Here is a 22,911-nt window from a genome sequence, read left to right on the forward strand (position 1 = left end):
TCTAGATTGGCCTAAGAATAATGACATAAAAAAAGCCTTAATTCCCTTACTGTACAAGGAATTAAGGCTTTTTCTATTATTAATATTGTCCATCTCTAAGCTGGGTGTCAGGCACCATGTGAAATTTTCACATGGTGCCTGACACCCTAATTGAATAAGGTGAAACTCTATACTTAGTTAACTGTCTAGCGCAAGCGGCCCAACGGCTAGTAGACTTCGCTCTCCTCCCTTCGATAAGTCAACATCGGTTCGCTATGCTCACCGTGTTGTCTAGCTCCAGCGCCTAGGGGCTCGGGGTCATAAGCCAATCCGTCCTGAAGATAAAAGGCAACCTTCACGCCGGCTCGTCTTATGCCTGTCGCCCCTGAACAAGGCGCCTACGCTTTTCTAATTTCCTTTATCTTAGTCGGAGCGCTCCAGTCTATACGCCGTTAAACGGACCGCTTGCGCTTTTCTTTGTTAAGGATAAATTAAGGAACCGGCAAGATAATAGGCTCATCAAATAAAAACTTCCCTGGTGTCGGAGGGGTAATGCAGCAGGGAGCAAAAGGAGTATATAGGAATGAAAAAGTTGATTTGGATTCTCATAAGTGTTTTGGTGATTGGCTTTGTCGGGTTTCAATACTATAAATCGAAAACAGTCAGCACGGAGACAACGGCTCAAACTCGAACCGCCGTTGTTCAACAAGGCAAACTCGAAGTGAAGATTAGTGGATCTGGCACCGTTGCACCAGTGACTAGTGAAGACATTAAATCGACGGTCGATAATGATGAAATTGATGAAGTGTTAGTTTCTGCAGGGGACACCGTAAGTGAGGGTGATGAGTTAATCACCTTCACCGATGATAGTGACCCGATTACGGCCCCAGCCGATGGTAAGATTACAACCATTTCTGTTACAGATGGAAAACGGGTTACCAATGGACAGGTTATCGCTCATCTCACCGATTACGAGAATTTACAAACAGTGGTTCAAGTGGATGAACTAGACATTACTAAGATTAAAAAGAAACAAACCGTTAGCATAACCGTGAGTGCCTATCCTGACACCACTTTTACTGGAAAGGTAACGGATATTGCAGCAGAAGGAACATCTGCAAATGGGACATCCACTTTTGATGTCACCATTCATATTGATCAACCTAAAAACTTAAAGGTTGGGATGAGTACAGAAGCTAGTATCCTCACCGAGAGTAAGGAAAATGCTCTTTACGTTCCAGTTGATGGGGTGTATACAAACAATAATGAGAAGTATGTTGTTGTGACTTCCACTTCTACCGATGCTAGTTCTGCAAGCAGTACTAGCCAGCAAAAGACCGTGAAAACGGGCATTTCGACTGATGATTATGTAGAACTTACAGAAGGGGTAACGGCAGGCGAAATGATTCAATTACCTGCTCTTGCAACTAGTAGTTCTTCTACCAATCAAAGCGGTAGGATGCAAGGAGGCATGGGCGGAATGGGAGCGATGACTGGCGGTGGAATGCCTCCAAGCGGTGGTGGACAGGGACAAACTAACACGAGCGGAAAGGGTGGCAATTAATGAGGACTCCAATTATTGAGATAAAAAATATGATGAAGTCCTATAAACTTGGCGGTGAAACGGTCCATGCCCTCAATGATGTGTCATTAGAAATTCAAAAGGGCGAGTTTCTAGCGATTATTGGCCCATCGGGATCGGGAAAATCAACATTAATGAATATGCTCGGCTGCCTTGACCGACCCAATAAGGGTACCTATCACCTAGATGGCAAAGATATTGGAAAAATGGACGATAACAGCTTGGCGACCATTCGTAATGGTAAGATTGGGTTTATTTTTCAAAACTTTAACTTATTAAGTAAGCTCACAGCACTCGAAAATGTAGAATTGCCATTGTTATATGCTGGTGTATCAACACGAGAAAGGCGCGAGCGCGCTTTAGAAGGATTGGACAAGGTGGGCTTGAAGGATCGTGCCGGGCATCTTCCAACCCAACTTTCCGGAGGCCAGCAGCAAAGGGTTGCGATTGCGAGAGCGCTTGTTGGGCAGCCGGCGATTCTCCTCGCCGATGAACCAACAGGAGCACTGGATAGTAAAACGAGTAAGGAGATTCTTTTTTTAATGAAGGAATTGAATGAATTAGGACATACGATTATTTTAATCACACATGATCTAGAGATTGCGAAACAAGCAAGAAGAATGGTTAGTATTCAAGACGGCCAGCTCTTTGAGAATGGGGGTGTACTACTTGGGAATCATGCAATCTATTAAGATGGCCCTTCGGAGTATTCGAAGCAATAAACTCCGGGCTGTCTTGACGATGCTCGGCATCATTATTGGGGTCTCGTCTGTCATTGTGCTGGTGTCGATTGCGCAAGGGTCAGCGAAAAACGTCACAAGTCAAATCAATCAATTAGGAACGAACCTTTTGACCGTTAATACCTATAGTACCGATATTGAATTAACCGAGGATAAAATTAGTGAGTTAAGTGATATTGATGGAGTCAAAGCTGTTGCGCCGGTTGTTTCGGGTCGTGTTTATGTGAAGAAGGAGCGGACCTCATCACAGATTACCTTAACAGGAACAAACGCCGCTTATTCAACGGTACGTGATGCGAAGGTTAGTCAAGGTCGCTTTATTACCGATCTGGACGTAGAATACCGCCAAAAGATTGTTGTTCTTGGCTCGGATACCGCTGCGACGTTTTTTGGCACAGAGAATCCAATCGGCCAATATATTCAGGTGTCAGGCACCTCGTTCAAAGTTGTCGGGGTTTTAGCTTCGAAAGGGAGTTCACTCGGGCAGAGCGGGGATAATGTAGTCATTGTCCCATTAAGCACGGGTCAGCGTTTAGTTGGCAGTACGACAATAAGCACCGTTTATTTGCAAGGCAAAAGCGAGGATCAAATGGATTTCGTCATGAATGAGGTTAAATTGTCGCTTGCCAGTATGTATCCCGGCAAAAGTGACTATTATGGCGTAACGAATCAGCAGGATGTGATGGACACAATGAGTTCGGTATCCGACACGATGACGATGATGCTTGGAGGAATTGCAAGTATATCCTTGCTTGTCGGCGGGATCGGCATCATGAATATTATGCTTGTGTCCGTGTCAGAACGGACGAAGGAAATTGGAATCAGAAAAGCGATTGGCGCGAAAAGACGTGATGTGCTCCTGCAATTCTTAATTGAGGCGGTCGTCTTAAGTTCAATGGGTGGATTGATTGGAATTTTATTCGGATTAGGATTAGGAAAGGTTGTCTCATCACTGATGAGTTTAAGCATCGCTTACTCCCCAACCGTGATTCTATCATCGTTCTTATTCTCGCTTGTGGTCGGGGTCGTCTTCGGCGTATTCCCTGCCAACAAGGCATCCAAACTGAATCCGATTCAAGCACTTCGCTACCAATAAGGACGATAAGGATTTCATCTCTCATTGGCGATGGCGAAATTTTGATCCGCAAATAAAACTAGTAAATTCGCAAATAAAACCGACTTATCCGCAAATAAATCCAGTTAATCCGCAAATAAATGCCGATTTTTCGCAAATAAACTTGATTTTTTTAAAAATTAGTAGTTCAAAGCGGCAATTTACAAGAGAGTATCTATAAAAATATAACAAAATGAGGAGAATTTATATGAAAAATACGAGAAAAGCCCATTTATGGATTGGTTTAATTTGTTCTATCTTTATCCTAATCGAGTCAATTACGGGTTTGTTAATGAACGAGCCGTGGTTAATCGGTCAGACACAAATGGAAGGAAATCGAGGCAATTTCCAGCCGGGTCAATTTAATCAAGGTGTAGGCCCACAAGGTGCAACCACAAACTCAAGCCAAACAACTGGGCAAACTCAATCGCAGAATCCTGCTAGCAATCAAACGCAGACAAACGGCCAAACTCAAGGACAAACAGGCACAAACGCAACTGGTCAATTCCCTGGACGTATGGGCGCCGGCGGCCCTGGGGGAGAAGGCGGAGCGAGTTCGATCACAAGTATCATTAGAGGTCTTCATGAAGGGAAAATCGGCACGACTAATGTGAAATGGCTGGTCGACCTAGTTGCACTAGCGATGATCTTCCTAACCGGTTCAGGCATTTACCTATCCTTAAAAGTCCTCAAAGCCGATAAAAAAAGAAAAAGTCGTAAAAACGATGGCCAAGTAGCATAACAGTCAGGGTGTCAGGCACCATGTGAAAAATTCACATGGTGCCTGACACTTTTTTACTTTAACGCAAAATATACGTTTTTTCGTCAAAATGCTATAATAAAAAAGGTAATTGAAATTCTAGCTAAGGGGAAATGAATATGATTCTCGTCGTTGGCGGAGCAGGTTACATTGGTAGCCATCTTGTAAAGGAATTAGTAGAAAAAGAAGAGGTTCTCGTTCTCGATAACTTATCGACTGGTCACCGCGCAGCAGTTGATAGCCGGGCCGTTTTTGTCGAAGGTGATCTTGGCAATGAAGAAGATTTACAAATGATCTTCAAAAGTTATCCCATCAAGGCGGTTATGCACTTTGCTGCCTTTAGTTTGGTAGGGGAGTCTGTTGTGGATCCTTTGAAATATTATCAGAATAACGTGGCGTCCACACTTACCTTGTTAAAAGTGATGATGAAAAACAACGTAAAAAACTTTATTTTCTCTTCCACTGCAGCTACCTATGGAATTCCTGATGTGGAGTTGATTGATGAAACAACTCCAACCAGACCGATTAATCCGTATGGACATTCCAAACTGATGATCGAACAAATTCTGTCTGATTTCTCAAAATCCTATGGATTGAACTATGTGGTCTTACGTTACTTTAATGCAGCAGGAGCCCACGAATCAGCAGTAATTGGCGAGAGTCATGACCCAGAAACACATTTAATTCCGATTGTCCTTCAACAACTGTTAGGCCAGCGGGAAAAAGTATCTGTCTTTGGATCCGATTATGATACAGCTGATGGTACTTGTATTCGCGATTATATCCACGTGACTGATTTAGCCAGTGCCCATATCCTCGCACTCGAGGCATTATTAACAGGGAAGAAATCGGCTGAGATTTATAATCTTGGCAACGGTCTAGGATATTCTGTTAAGGAAGTCATTGAAACTTGTGAAAAAGTTACCGGTGTGGAGGCAAACGTAGAAATGGCTGACCGCCGTGCCGGAGATCCTGCCATGCTTGTCGCTTCCTCTCAAAAAATTCTTAGCGAACTAGGCTGGAAGGCTGAACGGAACTTGGAACGAATTATTGCAGATGCGTGGAATTGGCATCAGAAACAAACCTATTAATTGGCAGCTCTGTCTACATAAGTAGGCGGGGCTTTTTTATATTAGGTTCCTGGTGGAGCGGCGGATGTTATAGATTAAAATGCAGTGAGAATTTAATGTTCTTGAAGCATTTTTTTATCTTGATTTTTGGCCTAATTTGTAGTTTGATGGTTATCATTTACTAGGTTAAGATTAGGATATAAATTTCGTTAAGGGGTTCTTTTTTATGAAGAAAACGTTGAAGGATATTTTGTATATAATGCTAGGTTCGCTTATTTTTGCGGTGGGTGTCAATTATTTCACGATCCCGAATCATCTATCAGAAGGCGGGATTCTAGGGATTACGATTATTGCTCACTATTTGTTTGATTGGTCGCCCGGTGTCGTGAATTTTGTATTGAATACAGTGTTGCTCGCGGTCGGTTATAAATTTTTTGAAAAAAGATCGTTTATTTATACGCTAATTTCAATTGCAGCATGCTCGCTATGTTTATTTTTAACCGAGGATATTGGACATCAATTAACTGAGGATACGTTTTTGGCCTCAATCTTTGCGGGTTTGCTTGTCGGAGCTGGGTTGGGTTTGATTTTCCGGACGGGAGGAACCTCGGGAGGATCGACAATATTAGCGAGATTGGCGAACCAATTGCTAGGTTGGAGCATTGGGAAAGGCATGCTAATTATTGATATTTTAGTAGTGGTTGGCTCGATTTTCATCATTGGTTTGGAAAAAGCGATGTATACGCTGTTGATTGTGTTCATCGGAGCGAAGGCGATTGATTTCATTGTCGAAGGACTCGATGAAAAGATAGCAGTGATGATTATTTCTAATTCTCCTGAACAGGTCTTGGCCAACATCACCAGTCGGATGTCGCGCGGATTAACCGTTTTAGACGGTCGAGGGGGCTATAGCGGTCTGAACAGAGAAGTCCTTTATATCGTCATCAATAAGCAGGAAATCGTCCAACTGAAAAGTATTATTAAGGAAGTAGATGAAAACGCCTATGTCACCGTCCATAATGTCCATGAAATGATCGGGCATGGATACAAGGCGAGTAAAAAAGGTGCCTGACACCCGTAGTGGGTATCAGGCATTTTCTATATTTTCTCCACACTTACTCTCCCTGAAAAGAAGGTGGCACCGCCGCCCATATCGGCGATACGGTCCGGGGTGAGGGAGTTTACTAGCTGTTTTGAGTCAACGGAATCCGCCCACAGTCCTTGCGTGACGACGACTCCAGGAAGAACTTGATCTCCGACAGCCGCCTTTAGCCGGCATTCTCCTCGATCGTTCCAGACACGGACCATATCTCCATCTACAATCCCCGCCGTGAAAGCATCCTGATGATTCATAAACACCTTTGGTTCTTTTTCCAAGCTGATGTGCTTTGGATTGTTGGAAAAGGTAGAGTTTAAGAAATTATGATTCGGGCCAGGAACAAACTGATACGGATGATCCCCATCGTTTACTAAAGGTACGTAAGTTGGCAATGGGGGATAGCCATCCTCTTGCATCTTCTGTGAAAATAATTCAATTTTTCCACTTGGGGTTGGCAGGATCCCAGGAAGAAACGGTTTCAACTTGGCTTTCATAAATTGATGTTCAACTAATCCTTCGTAAGTAATTTCTTCCAAATATGGATTGCGCGGATTATCAAGGGCTTGAGTAATCATTTGTGCCTCTGTCTCTTGGAAAAGCGGTTCATTAAATCCCATTTCCTTTGCGAGTAGCCTGAACACATCGACATTGGATTTTGACTCAGCAAATGGTGCAATAACGGGTTGCTGCAGTTGAATGTAATGATGCCAATACGATGTGTAGATGTCCGTGTTTTCAAAGGAGGATGTCGCTGGTAAAACAATATCCGCGTATTTGGCTGTCTCTGTTAAAAATAAATCATGGACCACGGTAAATAAGTCTTCCCGCGCTAACCCATTTCGGACTTTAGTAGACTCAGGTGCGACCACGGCAGGATTCGAACCGTACACATAAAGTGATTTCACAGGAGGGTCTAGTGAAAGTAATGCGTCACCAAGTAAATTCATATTAATCACGCGTGTATGTTTATTTTTTAATAAATCGGGTCGTTGCAAGTGAGCCGTATTCGGAGCAAGATAGGCTGAATTTCCTTTGATCGCGCCGCCGCCTTTGACAAGCCACTGACCAGTGAGAGCAGGAAGGCATGCGACAGTCCGGACAAACATCCCGCCATTGTCGTGATGCTGTGGTCCATTACCGATGCGAATAAAGGATGGTGACGTCTCGCCATATATCCGTGCCAGCTTATAAATATCTTCTACAGGTACACCCGTAATAGCAGAAACCGTGATAGGGTCGTACTGGGCGACATGTTCGCGCAGCTCTTCGAATCCGACGGTATATTTTTGTAAAAAGTCTGGGTTGACCAGGTTTTCAGCAAATAAAATGTGCATCATCCCTAAAGCGAGAGCACTGTCGGTTCCAGGCAATATCGGAATAAACCAATCTGCTAATCTACCAGTTTGATTTTTGTGAACATCGATGACGATGATTTTGGCGCCATTTTGTTTGCGGGCTTTTTGAGCTAACGCGACTTGATGCATGTTGGTGCTCGCCGCATTAACGCCCCAAAAAAGGAATAGTTTGGAATGAATCGTATCCTCAGGGTCGGTCCCGATACTGCCACCCATGGTATATTTATAGCCAACCGAACCAGCAGCCGAACAGATGGTTTGGTCTAAACGCGATGCACCGAGGCGATGGAAGAAACGGCGGTCCATTCCCTCGGCATTAAGCCTGCCCATGTTTCCATAAAAACTGTAAGGAAGAATGCTTTCGGGTCCATCGGATTCGATCAACTCTTTCCAACGGGAAGTAATCGTCTGGATGGCTTCCTCCCAGCTGATTTGTTCGAATTTGCCCTCGCCTTTAGGGCCCATGCGTTTCAATGGGAATTTTAGGCGGTTTTCATCATAAATCCGTTCCGTCATATTCCGGACTTTGTTACAGATATGCCCTTTGGTGACCGGGTGCGCAGGATCGCCTTCCACTTTGATAACCTTCCCATCTTCCTTATGTAGAAGTAAACCGCACTGATCCGGGCAATCCAGCGGACAAACCGCATGAAAAACACCATCTCGTTCATCTATAAAAGAAGCCATAGCTTAGTCAATCTCCTTTCATGTTTAACTTGGATTTTTAAGATTGCTACTATCATAACATCAAATTCTTTGTTATGAACACATCTGGCGAGCTATTTTTATAGGTGATTAAGTCTTATATATAATGTACTGGGTTTGAATAAATGGATAATAAAAGGCGGTCACGTAGAAGTTCCATGTGACCGCCTTTTTGGATATACGAGAACCCGAGAGAACAATTTATTACTGCCCGAGCTCTTTGATTTGATTAAGGATATTGGTTATATCTTGTACGCTTTGAAATAATTCTGTATTTTCAAGGACAGAAGGATCGAGTAAGCCATTCTTCATATGTTTTAGATACACGTCAATTCCGGCTGCAAGTTTGTTGTTTTGGTCGACAATTTGCTGGTGTAAATCGACTGCTACGTCTGGGGCTTGAAGTTTATTGAATGCATTTATTTCTTGTTTCATATCTTGGAGCATGTTTTGGAAATCTGCTGCACTTTGCTTATCTCTAACGGCAAGTTGGGCAACAGAGGGTGCTTCATTTGCAAATGCCGTCGCCTTGTTTAAGTAATCCTTTGCATCATTTACATACGTGAGCGTATCTTTCGCATCATTTAGCAAGGAACAACCGCTTAGGAGAAAAGTAATGACCACGGATAAAACTAATAACTTCTTTTTCATGTAAGAACCTCCATTTTAAAATTTTTGAGGGAGCTTTTGGCCGTTTACCTATCATTAAAATAGGGTTGAAAATTTGTTTCGTTTCTAAGGCATAAGCAGTTTGGTAAGCTAATATCAATAAAAATAGCAGGATCCTCGTTTAGAAGTTCCGCTTATTTTTGAAGAGAGCACTTTTACCATTATTTCTAAAAGTGCCCCATACTAAACGGTGTTTATTTTCCCAAAGAAGTACTGGATAGTAAGCACCCAGTCATCTTCCCGCACGTAGGATATCCATGAGAAAAATCGGGAGGTTCTACAATGTATCCATATACTAATTACTACGATGCCTTATATAGACAAAATAATAAGTTGATAAGAGAACTAGAAAAGGCGATTAATGGTGAGTACAATGCCATAAATTGTTACGAAAAGTTAGCAAATTTGGCACCCAATGAGAAGGAGAAAAGTCGAATCCTTGAAATTCGTCAAGATGAATCAAAGCATTATCAACAATTTGATCAGATCTATACAAGGCTGACTGGCCGAAAGCCTCAACCGAAAATCAGCGAGGAATGTCCGGAGGTTTATTTAAATGGCTTAGAGTTTGCGTTACAAGATGAACAAACAACCGTAGATTTTTACCTAGAAGTAGCTGATGGAACTTCGGACCCAACCATAAAAGAGGCATTTCGAAGAGCGGCAGCAGATGAGCAAAATCATGCCGTATGGTTTTTGTATTTTTTTACAAAAAATAAGTAACTGCTTGCATTCATGCCTTTGGCTGGATTTGATTGCTATTTTCATACAAATAGTAGTTTAGCCTTCAAAAAATGACACCCTTGTCTCTAAGGCAAGGGTGTTTTTCAATGATGCTTTTCTGTGAGGATTAATCTCCACCGCCGCCGTCTCCACCCGAATCGCCTCCGGAATCCCCGTTACCGTCGGAACCGCGGTCGTCATCAGTGCTGTCTGAATCGCTTTCGTAATAATGTACATGATCATTGCTATAGGAACTTTTCCTTCCATTTCCTAAACTAGGAAAGATAAAAAAAGCCGCGATTATTGCTAAGGTTCCAAAGAACTCCTGCACACCAAAAATAAGATAAATCCCATACACAAGAAGCAATGCACCCAACAGCCATTGAATTACCCTCACCGCGAGACATCCCCCCCATATAGAAAATAAGAATTATAAATCCATACAAAATAAATATTACACACTAGGACTTTTTATACATCTTTTTAGAGAATGGTGTCAGGCACCGCGCGTGGACACCTGTCTTTCCTGGATGGACAGTTGTTAATACCCAAAATTATATAGATAAGGTGAATTTTGGTGAATTGTGCAGGATTTTTGGAGAGGGTGTCGAAAGGTAATAGTGGTTACTATTTGCTGTTCCTGTTTTAAGGGGAATGCTTGCTTCGGATGACCTCATTATCTACCTCGATTCCCCACCTGAATTCTACCAATTTACTAAATAAGGAGTGATTGCAATGGTTCGCAGTGTCCGGCCTTGGTTTGAAGGCGCAAAGTATCATGTTACCACTAGAGGAATTAGGAAAAGTTCGCTATTTTTCGAAGATGAAGATTTTGAGAAGTACCTAGCTTTAGTTCAAGAAACAAGAGAACGTTACCCATTCAACCTTCACACCTACTGCCTGATGACAAATCATACCCACCTACAGCTCGAAACGCTAAAAACCCCTTTGAGTAATATCATGAAAAATCTCAACACCAAATTTGCAAAGTATTTTAATAGAAAGTACGATTTCTCCGGTCATGTATTCGATAAGCGCTATGGTGCCGAGCTCCTCAATTCTCCCGAATATGAGATAGACGTGAGTAAATATATTCACTTAAATCCCCACTCAGCAGGAATGGTGGCAAAACCTGAGGATTACCCTTGGAGCAGCTGCCGAGCCTATGTCTTTGGAGAAAGTATCCCTCTGATTGCCCCAAAAACACTACTTTCATATTTTCCCGACCCACCAATACAACACTATGAAAATTATATAAAGGCATTACCAACCGACAAGTTCTTTTGGGAAGATGGAAAAATTCACATGATTAAGAGGGAGGAAAAGACATGTGGGCTAAAGTAACGAGTATCGGCTTAAAAGGGATGGAAGGATATCGGGTGCATGTCGAGGTTGGCTCTTATGTAGGGAACGATTCGTTTAAAATTGTTGGATTGCCAGATGCGGCTGTAAAAGAATCAAAGGAGCGAATCATTGCAGCGCTTCGAACCTTAGGTTATCACCTGTCAGGTCAGAAAATCATTATTAATCTATCACCAGCGGATCAAAAAAAGTACGGTTCTATGTTTGATTTTCCGATGGCGATTGCTGTACTGCAAAGTTTGCATGAACTGGAGGTAATCGTCCCCGAGGATACTGGTTTTCTGGGATCATTATCGTTGGATGGATCGATTCAGCCTGTCGAAGGAATGCTGCCTGCTGTACTTGCGGCAAAGAAGCTGGGAATTCATAAGCTTTATATGCCTTTTGATGAGGAATTGCCGGTATTAGATCTTAAGCCATTGGAAATCATCTATGTTTCTAGTTTACAGGATGCGATTGGACATCTTTCAGGTCAATGGATTCCTCCTTTTAAAAAAAAGCAGGATGACGAGAGGTTCACCAACACTGTTTATTTAGATATGCAGCAGATTATTGGTCATACAGGAGCGAAACATGCTTTAGAGGTAGCTGCGGCCGGAGAACACCATGTCTTGCTGACGGGACCACCAGGTTGTGGAAAAAGTATGTTAGCTGAAAGTTTCCCGTCCATTTTACCAGCATTAACAAAAGAGTCGCTACTTGAAGTAATCAGTTTGTATCAATTGAGTCAAAATTCCTTTTCTCATTCCAATATGCCTCCCTATCGAAATCCGCACCACTCAGCTTCAGGTGTTTCTATAATCGGGGGCGGACAATACCCAAAGCCAGGCGAAATTTCGTTAGCACATCATGGTGTTTTGTTTCTCGATGAAATTGGCGAGTTTTCGAAAAAAACATTAGATATGCTGCGGCAGCCATTAGAAAATGGGTTGATCATGATTAGCCGCACCCATGCGACCATTACCTATCCGGCGTCGTTTATTTTGATAGCGGCAATGAATCCATGCCCATGTGGCTATGAAGGGTCAAATTCACATTATTGCACCTGTTCCAAGAAGCAGATACTCGCCTATCAAAATAGGCTTTCAGGTCCGCTCAGGGATCGGTTTGATATTAATCTCTCCTTAGGACCCATTAATTTTAATGCAGCTGCGATTGAAACAGCAGGAGAGTCCTCAAAAATTGTCCGGGGGAGAGTGGAGGAAGCAAGGAACAGGCAATATGATCGTTATGGAATGGAGGTTTGCAATAGCAGAATCCCTTACGAAATGCTATTAAGGACAAGCCCATTGACAGACACACAGCAATCTACATTGCAACGACTCGCTTTAAAGAAGAGTTGGAGCAACCGCACACAAGTCAAAATCATCCGTCTCGCCCGCACCATCTCTGACCTGCAAGCAAGCCCCGCCATAACAGATCAAAGTATTTGGGAAGCTGTTCAGTTAAATGAAGTGTGAACGGAGGTCAGTTAGTGTCATCAGTTGAATTTATCAGATGGTGTCAGGCACCATCCGTGGACAAAATCGCTAAAATGTCCATGTGGGGTGGACTGTAGACATCTGATGTTATTTTTTCAGTCTCACCTTGATATTGTCCCAATGGGCCAGGAAAATGAATACTAAGATACACAATACAATTGCACAACTTATCCAATCATGGTCGATGATTAATAGAAAAGGAGGAATGAATAGGAATGCACCTAATCCTGAAAAAGTGAAGCTCTTTGTAAAGGGATAGAGTACTAGAAATGCTAAGATAATAACGGAAACAAGCAGCGGTTCAAACATAATTATTCCGCCAATAAAAGTTGAGATCCCTTTTCCTCCCTTAAAGTTCAGGGTAATTGGTTTCAGATGGCCTAAAATGGCCATGCCTAAACCAACAAGTTGAACGGGGTCAGAAAATCCAAAATATCGAGCCAGCAGTATGACGAGGCCACCTTTTAGAGCATCCCCTAGAAATATCAATACAAAGGCCGTTTTTCCATGAAGGCGTCCTGCGTTCCTCGCCCCTACATTTCCACTCCCATGAAGGCGAATATCCTTAAGGTAGAGAGCTTTCGTAACCAGAAATCCAAACATGATACTCCCAATCAAATAGGATAAGACTAGAAAAAAGTAAATCATTTGACTTCACCTCCTAATAGAATAGTTGGGTGTCAGGCACCATGTGAAAAATTCACATGGTGCCTGACACCCATCAGCATACTCTTATATAAATAATAACAGGCTTAGTGCCATAACGGCCATACCGCCAATTAACCTGTAAATGGATAAATGTGCTTCATCATACCTCATGGCTGCAGCAATAATTCCTCCGGATAGATCATCAAACCTGCGATTTCTCCCTTAATGATATGGATTCTTATTTAAAGAAATGGGACGTAGTATCAACTACATCCCATTTTTCTATAGGTTTTATCGTGGTATATTGGTGTCAGGCACCACATTATTCCTCGTCTTTTTTCTGCTTTTTCTGAGCCTCTTGAAGGGCGAGGAGGATATCTTGAACGTCGATTTTTCCATCATTATTTAGGTCGGTTAGGGTATTTTCAGGTTCTACAGGCGTTGGGTTCGGATTACCCGATGCCGCAGCTACCTGCTGCTTTGGTCTAAAGGCAAACGTGAACAACAGAAGAATAATTATGAGCAATCCGGCAACACCATCAACGATGTAGAAGATAGTCGCATAATCAGACCAGAGCGTCTTGCTGCTGCCCATCTTTTTCTCGGAGTTCGCGATATATTGTTTTATTTCGGAATGATTCGGATAAATCCGTTGGACCGCCTCGAATTTTTCTAACGCATGCTTATAGTAGCCGCCCCAGTAAAGGTTAAGTCCTTCTTGATAAAGCTTATCCGTATCACTCTTCGCATTTTTTGCGCCCGCTTGGTTGACAAATTCTTTAACGGTATTAACAGGAACGGCAAAATTAAAGCCTTGGACTTCTTGGCCATTGACTGTGTCGCCTCTAAAGGTGAGCAAGCCAATAATTTCGCCTTTTGCATTGATGACCGGTCCACCGCTATTCCCATGGGTAGCCGCTGCGTTAATTTGGATGACCGGGCTTCCTTGTTCGGTCTTTTTGGAGGTTGCTGAAATTTGGCCTGCATTCATGGAAGAAACTAACGACGAATCTGGAGATAATAAATCAGAATCGGCCGCAGCAGGATAGCCGCTGACCCAAATATTATCTTGGTTCTGGATATTATCAGAATCTCCAAGCGGTAGAGTCGGCAGGTTTTTCCCTTCAATTTTTAGAACGGCGACATCTTTTCCTTCATTAATAGGAGCACCATAGCTTTTAACCTCGCCATCAAGTACATCCCCACCTGGTAAAATTACTTTTAGAACCTTTTCGATACTAGTGTATTGTGTATACTGGACCATATACTTGTAGGCTGTTTCATAGTCTACCTTAAAATAGTCCGCGATAATCGTTACCAGTTGTTCAAACGCAGCATTGGCAATATCCTCGTCTTCCTTTTGAGTCGCTTCAACAACGTGAGCATTGGTAACGATATAGCCGTTAGAGCTAATAATGGCCCCTGAACCTGAGCCGCCCACTACGGATTGATTATTTAGCTGTTCCAATATGGCGATGACTTCAGGATCATTGGGATTATTAAATTGCCACTGGACAACAGCATAATCAATGATTCGAACGACTGCCGGCTTGGAGTATTCAGCGAGCTTTTGGGCTTGAGTGATTTTCCCAGCGGCTGGTTTGAGATTGATGAGGAAAATGGAAGCCACCATTACTGCGATGAGTAGCAAGCTGATAGGGATGGTAAAAAGGGCCCTTTTTTTCAAAATATAATTCACTCCTAGGTTGGATATTTTAAAAATTTACTCTGCAATATATTCGCCCTTGTGAAAAAAGTAATATTGTACATATAAAATTTTAGATAATTACAAGGCGTCATTGTTAGTTGAGGAATTTTAATGACAGAACAGGGAGGATTGTTTTTTCATAAATGTATAATCTTTGGTATCATGTTTAGTGAATGTAAATGATATTGGACTGAAGATATAGTTGGAGGCCTCTATGGACAATCAATTAAAGGTAATGACTGTGTTTGGAACGAGACCGGAAGCAATTAAAATGGCTCCCTTGGTAAAAGAATTGGGGAAATATCCTGATAAAATTAAACCGATTGTGACGGTGACAGCGCAGCACCGCGAGATGCTTGACCAAGTGTTGCATATTTTTGAAATTACGCCTGATTATGACTTAAATATAATGAAGGAACGGCAATCTCTTCTGGATGTTACGACGCGAAGCTTAGAGGGGCTCAATCAAGTTCTTGCCGACGTCAAGCCAGATATTGTGCTGGTCCATGGTGATACGACAACAACATTTGTGGCAAGCTTAGCTGCTTTTTATCACTCGATTCCGATTGGTCATGTGGAAGCCGGACTCCGGACTCATAATAAATATTCCCCGTACCCAGAGGAAATGAACCGCCAGTTGACGGGTGTTTTGGCCGATCTCCATTTCTCGCCAACGGTCCAATCGAAGCAAAACCTTTTGGTGGAAAATAAGAGAGAAAAGGCTATTTATATCACTGGAAATACGGCCATCGATGCGCTAAAAACAACGGTGAGAGCGAATTATTCTCATCCGGTTTTAGACAAACTCGGGAATGACCGGTTAATTCTCATGACGGCCCATCGCAGGGAAAACACAGGAGAACCAATGGAAAATATGTTCCGTGCAATTTGCCGTGTGGTCGAAAAGCATGCCGATGTTCAGGTGGTTTATCCGGTCCATATGAATCCAGTGGTTCGTGAAATTGCCAATCGAGTCCTGGGAGAAAACAAGAGAATTCATCTGATTGAGCCTTTAGATGTGATCGATTTCCATAACTTTGCCGCAAGGGCCTATCTGATTCTGACCGATTCAGGCGGTGTACAGGAAGAGGCACCATCCTTGGGTGTACCGGTGCTAGTTTTGCGTGATACCACCGAGCGCCCAGAAGGAATTGAAGCGGGTACATTAAAACTGGCTGGAACCGATGAGAAAACCATCTTTCGACTTGCAGATGAGTTGTTGTCAGACCAAGCCGCACATGACCGAATGGCGCACGCCTCCAATCCTTACGGAGATGGGTTCGCCTCCGAACGAATCGTCAAAGCCATCCTTCACCACTTTAAAAATGGCGACCGCCCAACGGATTTTGGCGAATAGAGTGGGGGGAAAGATGTGGTGTTAAAAGATGTGGTGTCAGGCACCAGCTGTGGACACTTTTATGGTTTTGTCCGCGTAGGGTGGACAGTTAAGTTGATAATAGAACCTCTTGTCTATTTGAGCAGACAAGAGGTATTTGGTTTGAGTGATGATTTTTAAGGGGGATGTGGATAGATGAAGTTAAATAAGATCCATCATATTGCGGTGATTTGCTCGGATTATGAAAAATCTAAGGATTTTTATGTTCGAATCCTTGGGCTGACACCTATTAATGAAGTTTACCGAAAGGAAAGAGATTCCTATAAGTTGGATTTGGAAGTGAATGGTCAATATCAGATTGAGTTGTTTTCTTTTCCGGAACCAACTGTCCGGCCAAGCTATCCTGAAGCAGCAGGTTTGAGACATCTAGCCTTTGAAGTAGATGATATCGAAGATGCGGTCCAATATTTGAAAAGGTTTCAAGTGAATGTGGAGGTCGTGCGTGTGGACCCCGTAACAAACAAGAAATTCACCTTCTTCGCGGACCCGGATGGGCTGCCGCTTGAACTATATGAACGATAATATCTTTTTAAAAGCGGGTTGCCTCTATGGTTATCCTGCTTTTTTAATCTTTAATCTTATATCAACTTTCTAATTCATAATTCTTCAAAACTCAAACTCTACATTCTTTAGCTAATACACCCATTACTATTTGTTGTATATAAAACCAAACTTTTCTATTTCCTAAAAATTTTGTAAAATTTCAGAGAAATATATTACCAATTGTAGTAAAATGTCTATTAAGATATTAATTTTTTTTACAACTACTATTGGGGGTTGTAAAATGAGCGTTTGTTATGTTCATGATGATGCGGAATCAGTTGGTACCTGTGTAGGCTGTGGGAAATTTATTTGTCATAATTGCAACACAGAGCTTAAGGGTAAAAATTATTGCAAAAAATGTGTAAATGAGTTATTTGATGAAAATAAGAGAAAAATGGAAAAGCTTGAAGATGGTAGCAAAAATAATCAACCAATGGTGTTTATGAATGCTGGTGGCGGAGGCGGTGCCTCAAGCTCATCTAGTTCATCAAGCGCTGCTAGTGGGGGAGTCGGTGGCTTTGTTGCTAGGTATACTAAAAACAAAACTACCGCGGGGATCTTAGGTATTCTACTCGGTGGTATTGGGGCCCATAAGTTTTATCTCGGCCGACCAGGTATGGGGATTCTTTATTTGATATTCTGCTGGACTTATGTTCCTACAATTATAGGTTTTATAGAAGGTATCCTATACCTTGTTGCAAATCCAGAGGATTTTGCTAGAAAGCATGATAAAGGCTATCAAGTTCCTATTAATTACTAAATCATTTCCTCCACATTCAGTGTCTATCCCCATGTGATTACATGGGGATTAATCTAGTAATGTATGGATTGGAACTCAAATACTAATAAAGGGAAGCTCATTGGGGCTTCCCTTTATTAGTTAATTTATGAGCAGTATTTTAATCCTTGAGGTGAATTGAATTTAGTATGTGCCCAAACTTGGATTTACACTTGGGATCCCATATTCGTTAGGAGACCATGACCCATAGCCACTACTAAAACCAGGGTTTGGTTGGAATTGCTGTCCGTACATGTTTATATTAGGTCCTGATCCTGGGTAACCTGGCGTGCCAACACCAGGAAAGCCTAATCCTCCACCGACTCCTGGGCCATAAGGATTGTATCCCTGACCTGGTCCACCGCTGCCGTATCCTCCGAACCCACCGTATCCAGGGAAGCCGCCATACCCATATCCGCCTGGATTAGGTCCATTTCCTAGCGCGGTTCCTCCTAAATAACCTAAGCCAAGCCCAAGCAAGCTAGATCCCAATGATCCAAGGTTAAAACCTGAATGCCCGCCACCATGGTGATGTTGCCCACCGTGCTGTTGTCCACCACCATGGTGATGTAGTCCACCGTGATGTTGTTGTCCGCCGCCATGGTGATGTTGTCCACCATGATGTTGCCCGCCACCGTGATGCTGATGCTGTCCGCCATGATATTGTCTACTATAATTTAGCTGGTTCAATCCACTTTGATAATCTATAGGCATATTATAAGGATTATACATAATATTCTCCTCTCTCCTCACTATCGTATCTATCCTATGCATCGTATTAGTTTACTCTTGGGCAGAAGCCTAGATAATTGGGATTCCTCATAAAGGCATCCCACTTGAAAAGAATGGAAACCCAAAACACGTTGTCCACTGTACGTGGACAAATGGTGCAAGTGTCCACGAGCGGTGCCTGACACCATAATGACACCATCTAAAAATACGTCTCAAGACCTAGATTTCTTTCCGTTTGAGGTCTATGGCAGGCAGGAGTTTTTTCGTGTATTGTTAAAGTAGTAAATGGAAATAATTTTCTTTTTGGTTTATATTTTGAGGAAATTGAAACATTCCATTGCATTCATTCGTAGGAATATAAAGATGTCTTAACTCAGGAGTCGATTTATTATGAACCCGATTTTGTCGTTTCTTCTTCGTTCATTTGTAGCCGTCCCATTAACAGTGGTAACCTGGCTGGTCTGCTTTTTTCCTTTGGGTCAAGCATTTTGGCCGTCAACGGGCATTGCCATTACCGGGGGGATACTTACCCATTTAATCCTATTCATCGTTATGAATAGAAGCTTTTTAAAAAAGCATCAGATATCAAGAAAAGAATATCGATACATTCGGAAAAACCTAATGGAAGCCAAACAGAAAATCATTCGCTTAAATAAAAACCTTTTTACCATTCGTGATATTTCTTCCGTAAAACAAAGAATTGATCTTCTTCGAATTACAAAAAAAATACACAAGATGACAACCAAAGAGCCGAAGCGATTTTACCAGGCAGAGCAGTTTTATTTTTCACATTTAGATTCAATCGTTGAGCTTACCGAGAAATATAGCTTTTTATCCTCCCAGCCGAAAAAGAACATGGAAATGGGCCAATCTCTTATTGAAACTCGTCATACACTAAATGAACTAACCAAGGTATTGGAAGAGGATTTATATAAAGTGATTTCCGATGATATCGATCACTTAAATTTTGAAATTGACGTCGCAAAGCATACCCTCAATAAGCAAAAGGACGCTAAATTCCCGGAAGAAAATAGGTGGCTAAAATGAACGAAAACAACCCAATCCAACCCAATAAAACTGGAAATTTATTAGATGATATCCTTGCCGACCCGTTTGGGGATAAACTAGAGCTTTCAAAAAATCCGGTCCAGCACACAAGTGAGGCTAGGCCTGTTAAATTAATTGATGTGCTACCAGAAGAACATCGCGCAAAGGCATATCAGATTGCTGAACAAATCGATCCAACAAACCATCAGTCGATGATTCAATATGGTACCCAAGCCCAAGGTAAGCTATTATCTTTCTCGCATACAATGCTAGAGCATGTGCAGAAACAAGATGTGGGTGAAATCGGGCAAATCATCAGTGATTTAATGAAGAGACTTGATGAAGTGAATCCGGATGATTTGAAGGATGGGAAACCATCCTTATTTGCTCGTATGTTTGGAAAAATTTCAGGTTCGATTCAAGAAGTGCTCTCAAAATATCAAAAAACAGGCGCCCAAATTGACCGAATCAGTGTGAAACTCGATCGCAGTAAAAATGTCCTGATGTCGGATATTAAATTGCTTGAAAAGTTGTATGAGACGAATAAGGAATACTTCCATGCCCTTAATGTCTATATTGCCGCTGGGGAGATCAAGCTTGAAGAAATGCAGGAAAAGACAATTCCACAGCTGAAAAAAGCAGCCGAAGGAACCAATGACCAAATGAAATTTCAAGAAGTTAACGATATGATCCAATTTGCGGATCGCTTAGATAAGCGTCTCCATGATTTAAAATTAAGCCGGGAAATTACCATTCAAAGTGCTCCGCAGATTCGCTTGATTCAAAATACGAACCAAGCTCTAGTGGAAAAAATCCAATCATCGATTATGACGGCGATTCCGTTATGGAAAAATCAGGTGGCGATTGCGTTGACGTTAATACGCCAGCGTCATGCAGTCGAGGCTCAGAAACAGGTTTCGAAAACAACCAATGAACTCCTTTTGAAAAATGCAGAAATGCTAAAAACCAATACAATCGAGACGGCGAAAGAAAATGAGCGCGGCATCGTTGATATTGAAACCTTAAAGAAAACCCAGGAAAGCCTAATCACGACACTTGAAGAAACCATGCGAATCCAAGAGGAAGGCCGCCATAAGCGCCGCCAAGCCGAACAGGAACTAGCTTCGATGGAAAACGACCTTCGACTGAAATTATTAGAGATAAAAGGAAAATAAACAAAAAAGGCCTTCACTGCAACTCCGGTTGTAGTGAGGGCCTTTTTGACTCTTACACATGATCGAACCATTTCGGTGTCAGGCACCAGAAATCGAGGCACCGGAAACCAGCTAAACGGGCGCTCCGCTTTTTACGGTGCCTGACACCACATTAAAAGCACCACATCAATTAATTATTCACAACTGTGGCATTATAGTATTCCTCGAGGGTGATGCCGCGGCTCATGATTTCTTTGGCGATTGCCTTGCCGACATAGCGCAGGTGCCAGGGTTCGTATTGGTAGCCGGTGATCGAGTCTTTACCTTTCGGATAACGGATGATGAAGCCGTACTCCGCTGCATGATCTTGGAGCCAGCTTGCCTCCTTTGTTCCTTCAAAGCAGTCCTCCGCCGCACATGTTCCATCTCCGCCGGTCACATCAATAGCCAGGCCAGTTTCATGCTCGCTCGTTCCTGGAACCGCACTATAAGTTCTAGCCGCTTCGTATCCATCTTGATTAACATAGTAATTAAATAATGCAGTTTGAGAAGCATAGGACCTGTAGGCAGAAACACCTAACAGATGCACACCCTGTTGTTTTGCGCCTGCGAATAATTTTTCGATCGCCGCACCTGCCTCGGCCCTCATTTGCCGTTTTTCTGCTTTCTGTGCGAACGTAAATGGGATGTCAGGGTAAATTAAATCACTTGGCTGATAATTATCGGGCAGTTTATTGTCCTTATTAACAAGAACAGGGATCACCTTTGGGGAGGAACCAACTTGGACGTTAGCATCCTTTTGCTGACCTACTGCATCAGTTGAGGAATTGTTGTCCAATTTTCCATCGTCTTGCATAAAATGAAATTTTCCTGTGCAGCCCGTCAAAGAGATTGCAAACACCATAAGAGTCAAAAAGACGAAACGTATTTTTAACATAGTTAACTTCCTTTTTTTTAAAATTCACTACAGTAAACATCATGGACAGGATTAGAGACTTTAAAACGTCATTCTAAATTCTGTCCAATATGATTTCAAAACGTCTGTGAATCTAAGGATGTTTCATCGATATGTTTGGTAGAATCAATTGGCAGCCATCCCAGCTATAACGACAAAAGGAAGTTAACTATTAAGTGAGTGTAGGTACAAAGACACTTTTATTTTATAATTCAGTTGCATATATTTTTAATAACACATAAATCGTACGAAACGGCAAAGCCATTGAAAAATGGTGACGCAAAACTAAAGGGGCTAAGGTTTAACGACGATGCTTGCCAGTTACCGAACACGATAACTCCGTCGATTTATGTAAATGACTATTGAGGAGGATTTTTGTGTTGAAAATGTTCTTAAAGGGAAAATATTATTATCATTTAATCCAGCACAGACACAACGCGCTTTTACAGCAAGATTGCCTGGATGAAGAATTAAGAGCCAAGTTTATGATTAGAGCTAGCTATCATAATAGTAAAGTTGTCGAGTTTGGTTTAAAAATCTAAGCGAAATCATATTTAAAAAAAAGCCTGTATCTGTGTGTGGTACAGGCTTTTATGTTTTTATAGACTAAAAGGTATAAAATAAAATAATAGGACAACCATTACATATATTAACGATAGTAAAAGAGGGATGATTTCGAAATGTATAATCTGACAAAATTTAAAATAATAAAACCAGCTAATGAGGTATTTGAAGCCTTCGTAGACCCTTCGAAAATCAAGAATTTCTGGTTCTCATCAAGTTCGAGATGGGAGCAGGGACAAACAGTCACATTAAGATATGAAGAATACGATGCACAAGTCGATATTGAAGTCATCGAAGTCGTGGTAAATAAGAAAATCGTGTTCCGGTGGGGGACAGATGGAAAAGGGAATTGTGTAACAATTTCTCTGGAAGAATTGGATCAATCAAGTACCATTATTGAAGTGATCGAAGAAGGTTTTAGCGAAGATGATGATGAGTTAGTCGCTCAGTTGATTGATAATAAAGAAGGCTGGGTGTATATGTTGACCTGTTTAAAGGGGTATTTGGAGTTTGGAATTAATAAATTAAGGGCAGCAATCGTTAAATAACATAGTTTCATTTCTCAAGGGTCATCCTATGAATAAATGAGGAGGTAAAGTGAATGAAGCAGGATGATGAGAAAATTAGTGAAGGTTTAAATGAACTGTTTGAGATTATAAATGCAAAAGGGGACACGGGTGAACTGAAGGAGATTGTTGAACGTTACGAAAATCCCAATCCCGATGAGAGTTCAAGCAAGTGATTACA

General features: G+C 41.9%; 23 protein-coding genes, 1 pseudogene and 1 riboswitch. Of the genes and pseudogenes, 16 read left to right on the plus strand and 8 right to left on the minus strand.

What is annotated here, in order from left to right; translation table 11 throughout:
• Positions 1-562 precede the first annotated feature (562 nt).
• The 6 genes from J7E63_RS04445 to J7E63_RS04470 all read left to right on the plus strand — a co-directional run bounded on the left by J7E63_RS04445 (position 563) and on the right by J7E63_RS04470 (position 6,317).
• A complete protein-coding gene (locus tag J7E63_RS04445) occupies positions 563-1,543 on the plus strand; it encodes an efflux RND transporter periplasmic adaptor subunit (protein ID WP_215010420.1) in 981 nt (326 codons plus the stop codon).
• Complete coding sequence (locus tag J7E63_RS04450) at positions 1,543-2,253, plus strand: ABC transporter ATP-binding protein (RefSeq protein ID WP_251033367.1); 711 nt, start codon at positions 1,543-1,545, stop codon at positions 2,251-2,253. The genes J7E63_RS04445 and J7E63_RS04450 overlap by 1 nt, the downstream gene beginning before the upstream one ends.
• Positions 2,231-3,397, plus strand: coding sequence for an ABC transporter permease (locus J7E63_RS04455; RefSeq protein WP_251033368.1), 1,167 nt, complete (start codon positions 2,231-2,233; stop codon positions 3,395-3,397). Before J7E63_RS04450 ends, J7E63_RS04455 begins: the two co-directional genes overlap by 23 nt.
• Positions 3,398-3,623: 226 nt before the next feature.
• The gene (locus tag J7E63_RS04460; protein WP_215010421.1) at positions 3,624-4,157 is read left to right on the plus strand and encodes a PepSY-associated TM helix domain-containing protein; all 534 of its coding nucleotides are present in this window, start codon (positions 3,624-3,626) and stop codon (positions 4,155-4,157) included.
• Between the two features lie 137 nt (positions 4,158-4,294).
• Complete coding sequence (gene galE, locus J7E63_RS04465) at positions 4,295-5,266, plus strand: UDP-glucose 4-epimerase GalE (protein WP_215010422.1); 972 nt, start codon at positions 4,295-4,297, stop codon at positions 5,264-5,266.
• A gap of 205 nt (positions 5,267-5,471) precedes the next feature.
• Positions 5,472-6,317, plus strand: a complete 846-nt coding sequence (locus tag J7E63_RS04470; RefSeq protein WP_215010423.1) for a YitT family protein — start codon at positions 5,472-5,474, stop codon at positions 6,315-6,317.
• Between the two features lie 26 nt (positions 6,318-6,343).
• On the opposite strand, the gene J7E63_RS04475 is transcribed toward J7E63_RS04470, so the two are convergent.
• Together J7E63_RS04475 and J7E63_RS04480 are read right to left on the minus strand one after the other, a co-directional pair.
• A complete protein-coding gene (locus J7E63_RS04475) occupies positions 6,344-8,386 on the minus strand; it encodes a molybdopterin-containing oxidoreductase family protein (RefSeq protein ID WP_215010424.1) in 2,043 nt (680 codons plus the stop codon).
• 222 nt (positions 8,387-8,608) lie between these two features.
• Positions 8,609-9,055 (minus strand): DUF6376 family protein, encoded by a 447-nt coding sequence (locus J7E63_RS04480; RefSeq protein ID WP_215010425.1) that lies wholly within the window; start codon positions 9,053-9,055, stop codon positions 8,609-8,611.
• 300 nt (positions 9,056-9,355) lie between these two features.
• Between J7E63_RS04480 and J7E63_RS04485 the strand changes: the two genes are divergently transcribed.
• A complete protein-coding gene (locus J7E63_RS04485; protein WP_215010426.1) occupies positions 9,356-9,796 on the plus strand; it encodes a ferritin-like domain-containing protein in 441 nt (146 codons plus the stop codon).
• Between the two features lie 127 nt (positions 9,797-9,923).
• On the opposite strand, the gene J7E63_RS04490 is transcribed toward J7E63_RS04485, so the two are convergent.
• Positions 9,924-10,193 (minus strand): hypothetical protein, encoded by a 270-nt coding sequence (locus J7E63_RS04490; RefSeq protein WP_215010427.1) that lies wholly within the window; start codon positions 10,191-10,193, stop codon positions 9,924-9,926.
• Positions 10,194-10,531: 338 nt separating this feature from the next.
• Between J7E63_RS04490 and J7E63_RS04495 the strand changes: the two genes are divergently transcribed.
• The gene (locus tag J7E63_RS04495) at positions 10,532-11,140 is read left to right on the plus strand and encodes a transposase (RefSeq protein WP_215010428.1); all 609 of its coding nucleotides are present in this window, start codon (positions 10,532-10,534) and stop codon (positions 11,138-11,140) included.
• Entirely contained in the window at positions 11,125-12,618 is a 1,494-nt protein-coding gene (locus J7E63_RS04500) for a YifB family Mg chelatase-like AAA ATPase (protein WP_215010429.1), read from the plus strand. Before J7E63_RS04495 ends, J7E63_RS04500 begins: the two co-directional genes overlap by 16 nt.
• A gap of 108 nt (positions 12,619-12,726) precedes the next feature.
• On the opposite strand, the gene J7E63_RS04505 is transcribed toward J7E63_RS04500, so the two are convergent.
• The 3 genes and pseudogenes from J7E63_RS04505 to J7E63_RS04510 all read right to left on the minus strand — a co-directional run bounded on the left by J7E63_RS04505 (position 12,727) and on the right by J7E63_RS04510 (position 14,974).
• Entirely contained in the window at positions 12,727-13,287 is a 561-nt protein-coding gene (locus tag J7E63_RS04505; protein ID WP_215010430.1) for a glycerol-3-phosphate acyltransferase, read from the minus strand.
• A gap of 84 nt (positions 13,288-13,371) precedes the next feature.
• Positions 13,372-13,478: pseudogene (locus J7E63_RS29490) on the minus strand (zinc transporter ZupT); the annotation flags it as partial.
• Positions 13,479-13,609: 131 nt separating this feature from the next.
• Entirely contained in the window at positions 13,610-14,974 is a 1,365-nt protein-coding gene (locus J7E63_RS04510) for a S1C family serine protease (protein WP_251033369.1), read from the minus strand.
• Between the two features lie 235 nt (positions 14,975-15,209).
• Here J7E63_RS04510 and wecB point away from each other — a divergent pair, with 235 nt between their 5' ends.
• From wecB to J7E63_RS30455, 3 genes are all read left to right on the plus strand, one after another.
• Entirely contained in the window at positions 15,210-16,352 is a 1,143-nt protein-coding gene (wecB, locus tag J7E63_RS04515) for a non-hydrolyzing UDP-N-acetylglucosamine 2-epimerase (RefSeq protein ID WP_215010431.1), read from the plus strand.
• Between the two features lie 174 nt (positions 16,353-16,526).
• The gene (gene gloA2 / locus J7E63_RS04520; protein WP_215010432.1) at positions 16,527-16,913 is read left to right on the plus strand and encodes an SMU1112c/YaeR family gloxylase I-like metalloprotein; all 387 of its coding nucleotides are present in this window, start codon (positions 16,527-16,529) and stop codon (positions 16,911-16,913) included.
• A gap of 262 nt (positions 16,914-17,175) precedes the next feature.
• Entirely contained in the window at positions 17,176-17,694 is a 519-nt protein-coding gene (locus J7E63_RS30455; protein WP_251033370.1) for a TM2 domain-containing protein, read from the plus strand.
• Positions 17,695-17,856: 162 nt separating this feature from the next.
• Here J7E63_RS30455 and J7E63_RS04530 read toward each other — a convergent pair whose 3' ends face one another.
• Positions 17,857-18,444 carry a hypothetical protein gene (locus J7E63_RS04530; RefSeq protein WP_215010433.1) on the minus strand — a complete coding sequence of 196 codons (588 nt, stop codon included), beginning with the start codon at positions 18,442-18,444 and terminating at the stop codon, positions 17,857-17,859.
• Between the two features lie 390 nt (positions 18,445-18,834).
• On the opposite strand from J7E63_RS04530, the gene J7E63_RS04535 reads away from it, so the two are divergent.
• Entirely contained in the window at positions 18,835-19,491 is a 657-nt protein-coding gene (locus tag J7E63_RS04535; RefSeq protein ID WP_215010434.1) for a 5-bromo-4-chloroindolyl phosphate hydrolysis family protein, read from the plus strand.
• Complete coding sequence (locus J7E63_RS04540) at positions 19,488-20,666, plus strand: toxic anion resistance protein (RefSeq protein WP_215010435.1); 1,179 nt, start codon at positions 19,488-19,490, stop codon at positions 20,664-20,666. The genes J7E63_RS04535 and J7E63_RS04540 overlap by 4 nt, the downstream gene beginning before the upstream one ends.
• A gap of 169 nt (positions 20,667-20,835) precedes the next feature.
• Here J7E63_RS04540 and J7E63_RS04545 read toward each other — a convergent pair whose 3' ends face one another.
• The gene (locus J7E63_RS04545; protein WP_215010436.1) at positions 20,836-21,582 is read right to left on the minus strand and encodes a M15 family metallopeptidase; all 747 of its coding nucleotides are present in this window, start codon (positions 21,580-21,582) and stop codon (positions 20,836-20,838) included.
• 262 nt (positions 21,583-21,844) lie between these two features.
• Positions 21,845-21,929, plus strand: a riboswitch (cyclic di-GMP riboswitch).
• Between the two features lie 351 nt (positions 21,930-22,280).
• Here J7E63_RS04545 and J7E63_RS04550 point away from each other — a divergent pair.
• Together J7E63_RS04550 and J7E63_RS04555 are read left to right on the plus strand one after the other, a co-directional pair.
• The gene (locus J7E63_RS04550) at positions 22,281-22,712 is read left to right on the plus strand and encodes an SRPBCC family protein (protein ID WP_215010437.1); all 432 of its coding nucleotides are present in this window, start codon (positions 22,281-22,283) and stop codon (positions 22,710-22,712) included.
• 53 nt (positions 22,713-22,765) lie between these two features.
• Entirely contained in the window at positions 22,766-22,906 is a 141-nt protein-coding gene (locus J7E63_RS04555; protein WP_180247480.1) for a hypothetical protein, read from the plus strand.
• Positions 22,907-22,911 lie beyond the last annotated feature (5 nt).

It is taken from the genome of Bacillus sp. ISL-75 (assembly GCF_018613095.1).

Coding starts and splice junctions, on each gene's coding strand:
- J7E63_RS04460 (WP_215010421.1), top strand. CDS start 3,624: ATGAAAAATACGAGAAAAGCCCATTTATGGATTGGTTTAATTTGTTCT.
- J7E63_RS04450 (WP_251033367.1), top strand. CDS start 1,543: ATGAGGACTCCAATTATTGAGATAAAAAATATGATGAAGTCCTATAAA.
- J7E63_RS04535 (WP_215010434.1), top strand. CDS start 18,835: ATGAACCCGATTTTGTCGTTTCTTCTTCGTTCATTTGTAGCCGTCCCA.
- gloA2 (WP_215010432.1), top strand. CDS start 16,527: ATGAAGTTAAATAAGATCCATCATATTGCGGTGATTTGCTCGGATTAT.
- J7E63_RS30455 (WP_251033370.1), top strand. CDS start 17,176: ATGAGCGTTTGTTATGTTCATGATGATGCGGAATCAGTTGGTACCTGT.
- J7E63_RS04485 (WP_215010426.1), top strand. CDS start 9,356: ATGTATCCATATACTAATTACTACGATGCCTTATATAGACAAAATAAT.
- J7E63_RS04500 (WP_215010429.1), top strand. CDS start 11,125: ATGTGGGCTAAAGTAACGAGTATCGGCTTAAAAGGGATGGAAGGATAT.
- J7E63_RS04495 (WP_215010428.1), top strand. CDS start 10,532: ATGGTTCGCAGTGTCCGGCCTTGGTTTGAAGGCGCAAAGTATCATGTT.
- J7E63_RS04540 (WP_215010435.1), top strand. CDS start 19,488: ATGAACGAAAACAACCCAATCCAACCCAATAAAACTGGAAATTTATTA.
- wecB (WP_215010431.1), top strand. CDS start 15,210: ATGGACAATCAATTAAAGGTAATGACTGTGTTTGGAACGAGACCGGAA.
- J7E63_RS04550 (WP_215010437.1), top strand. CDS start 22,281: ATGTATAATCTGACAAAATTTAAAATAATAAAACCAGCTAATGAGGTA.
- galE (WP_215010422.1), top strand. CDS start 4,295: ATGATTCTCGTCGTTGGCGGAGCAGGTTACATTGGTAGCCATCTTGTA.
- J7E63_RS04445 (WP_215010420.1), top strand. CDS start 563: ATGAAAAAGTTGATTTGGATTCTCATAAGTGTTTTGGTGATTGGCTTT.
- J7E63_RS04505 (WP_215010430.1), bottom strand. CDS start 13,287: ATGATTTACTTTTTTCTAGTCTTATCCTATTTGATTGGGAGTATCATG.
- J7E63_RS04555 (WP_180247480.1), top strand. CDS start 22,766: ATGAAGCAGGATGATGAGAAAATTAGTGAAGGTTTAAATGAACTGTTT.
- J7E63_RS04475 (WP_215010424.1), bottom strand. CDS start 8,386: ATGGCTTCTTTTATAGATGAACGAGATGGTGTTTTTCATGCGGTTTGT.
- J7E63_RS04545 (WP_215010436.1), bottom strand. CDS start 21,582: ATGTTAAAAATACGTTTCGTCTTTTTGACTCTTATGGTGTTTGCAATC.
- J7E63_RS04470 (WP_215010423.1), top strand. CDS start 5,472: ATGAAGAAAACGTTGAAGGATATTTTGTATATAATGCTAGGTTCGCTT.
- J7E63_RS04530 (WP_215010433.1), bottom strand. CDS start 18,444: ATGTATAATCCTTATAATATGCCTATAGATTATCAAAGTGGATTGAAC.
- J7E63_RS04480 (WP_215010425.1), bottom strand. CDS start 9,055: ATGAAAAAGAAGTTATTAGTTTTATCCGTGGTCATTACTTTTCTCCTA.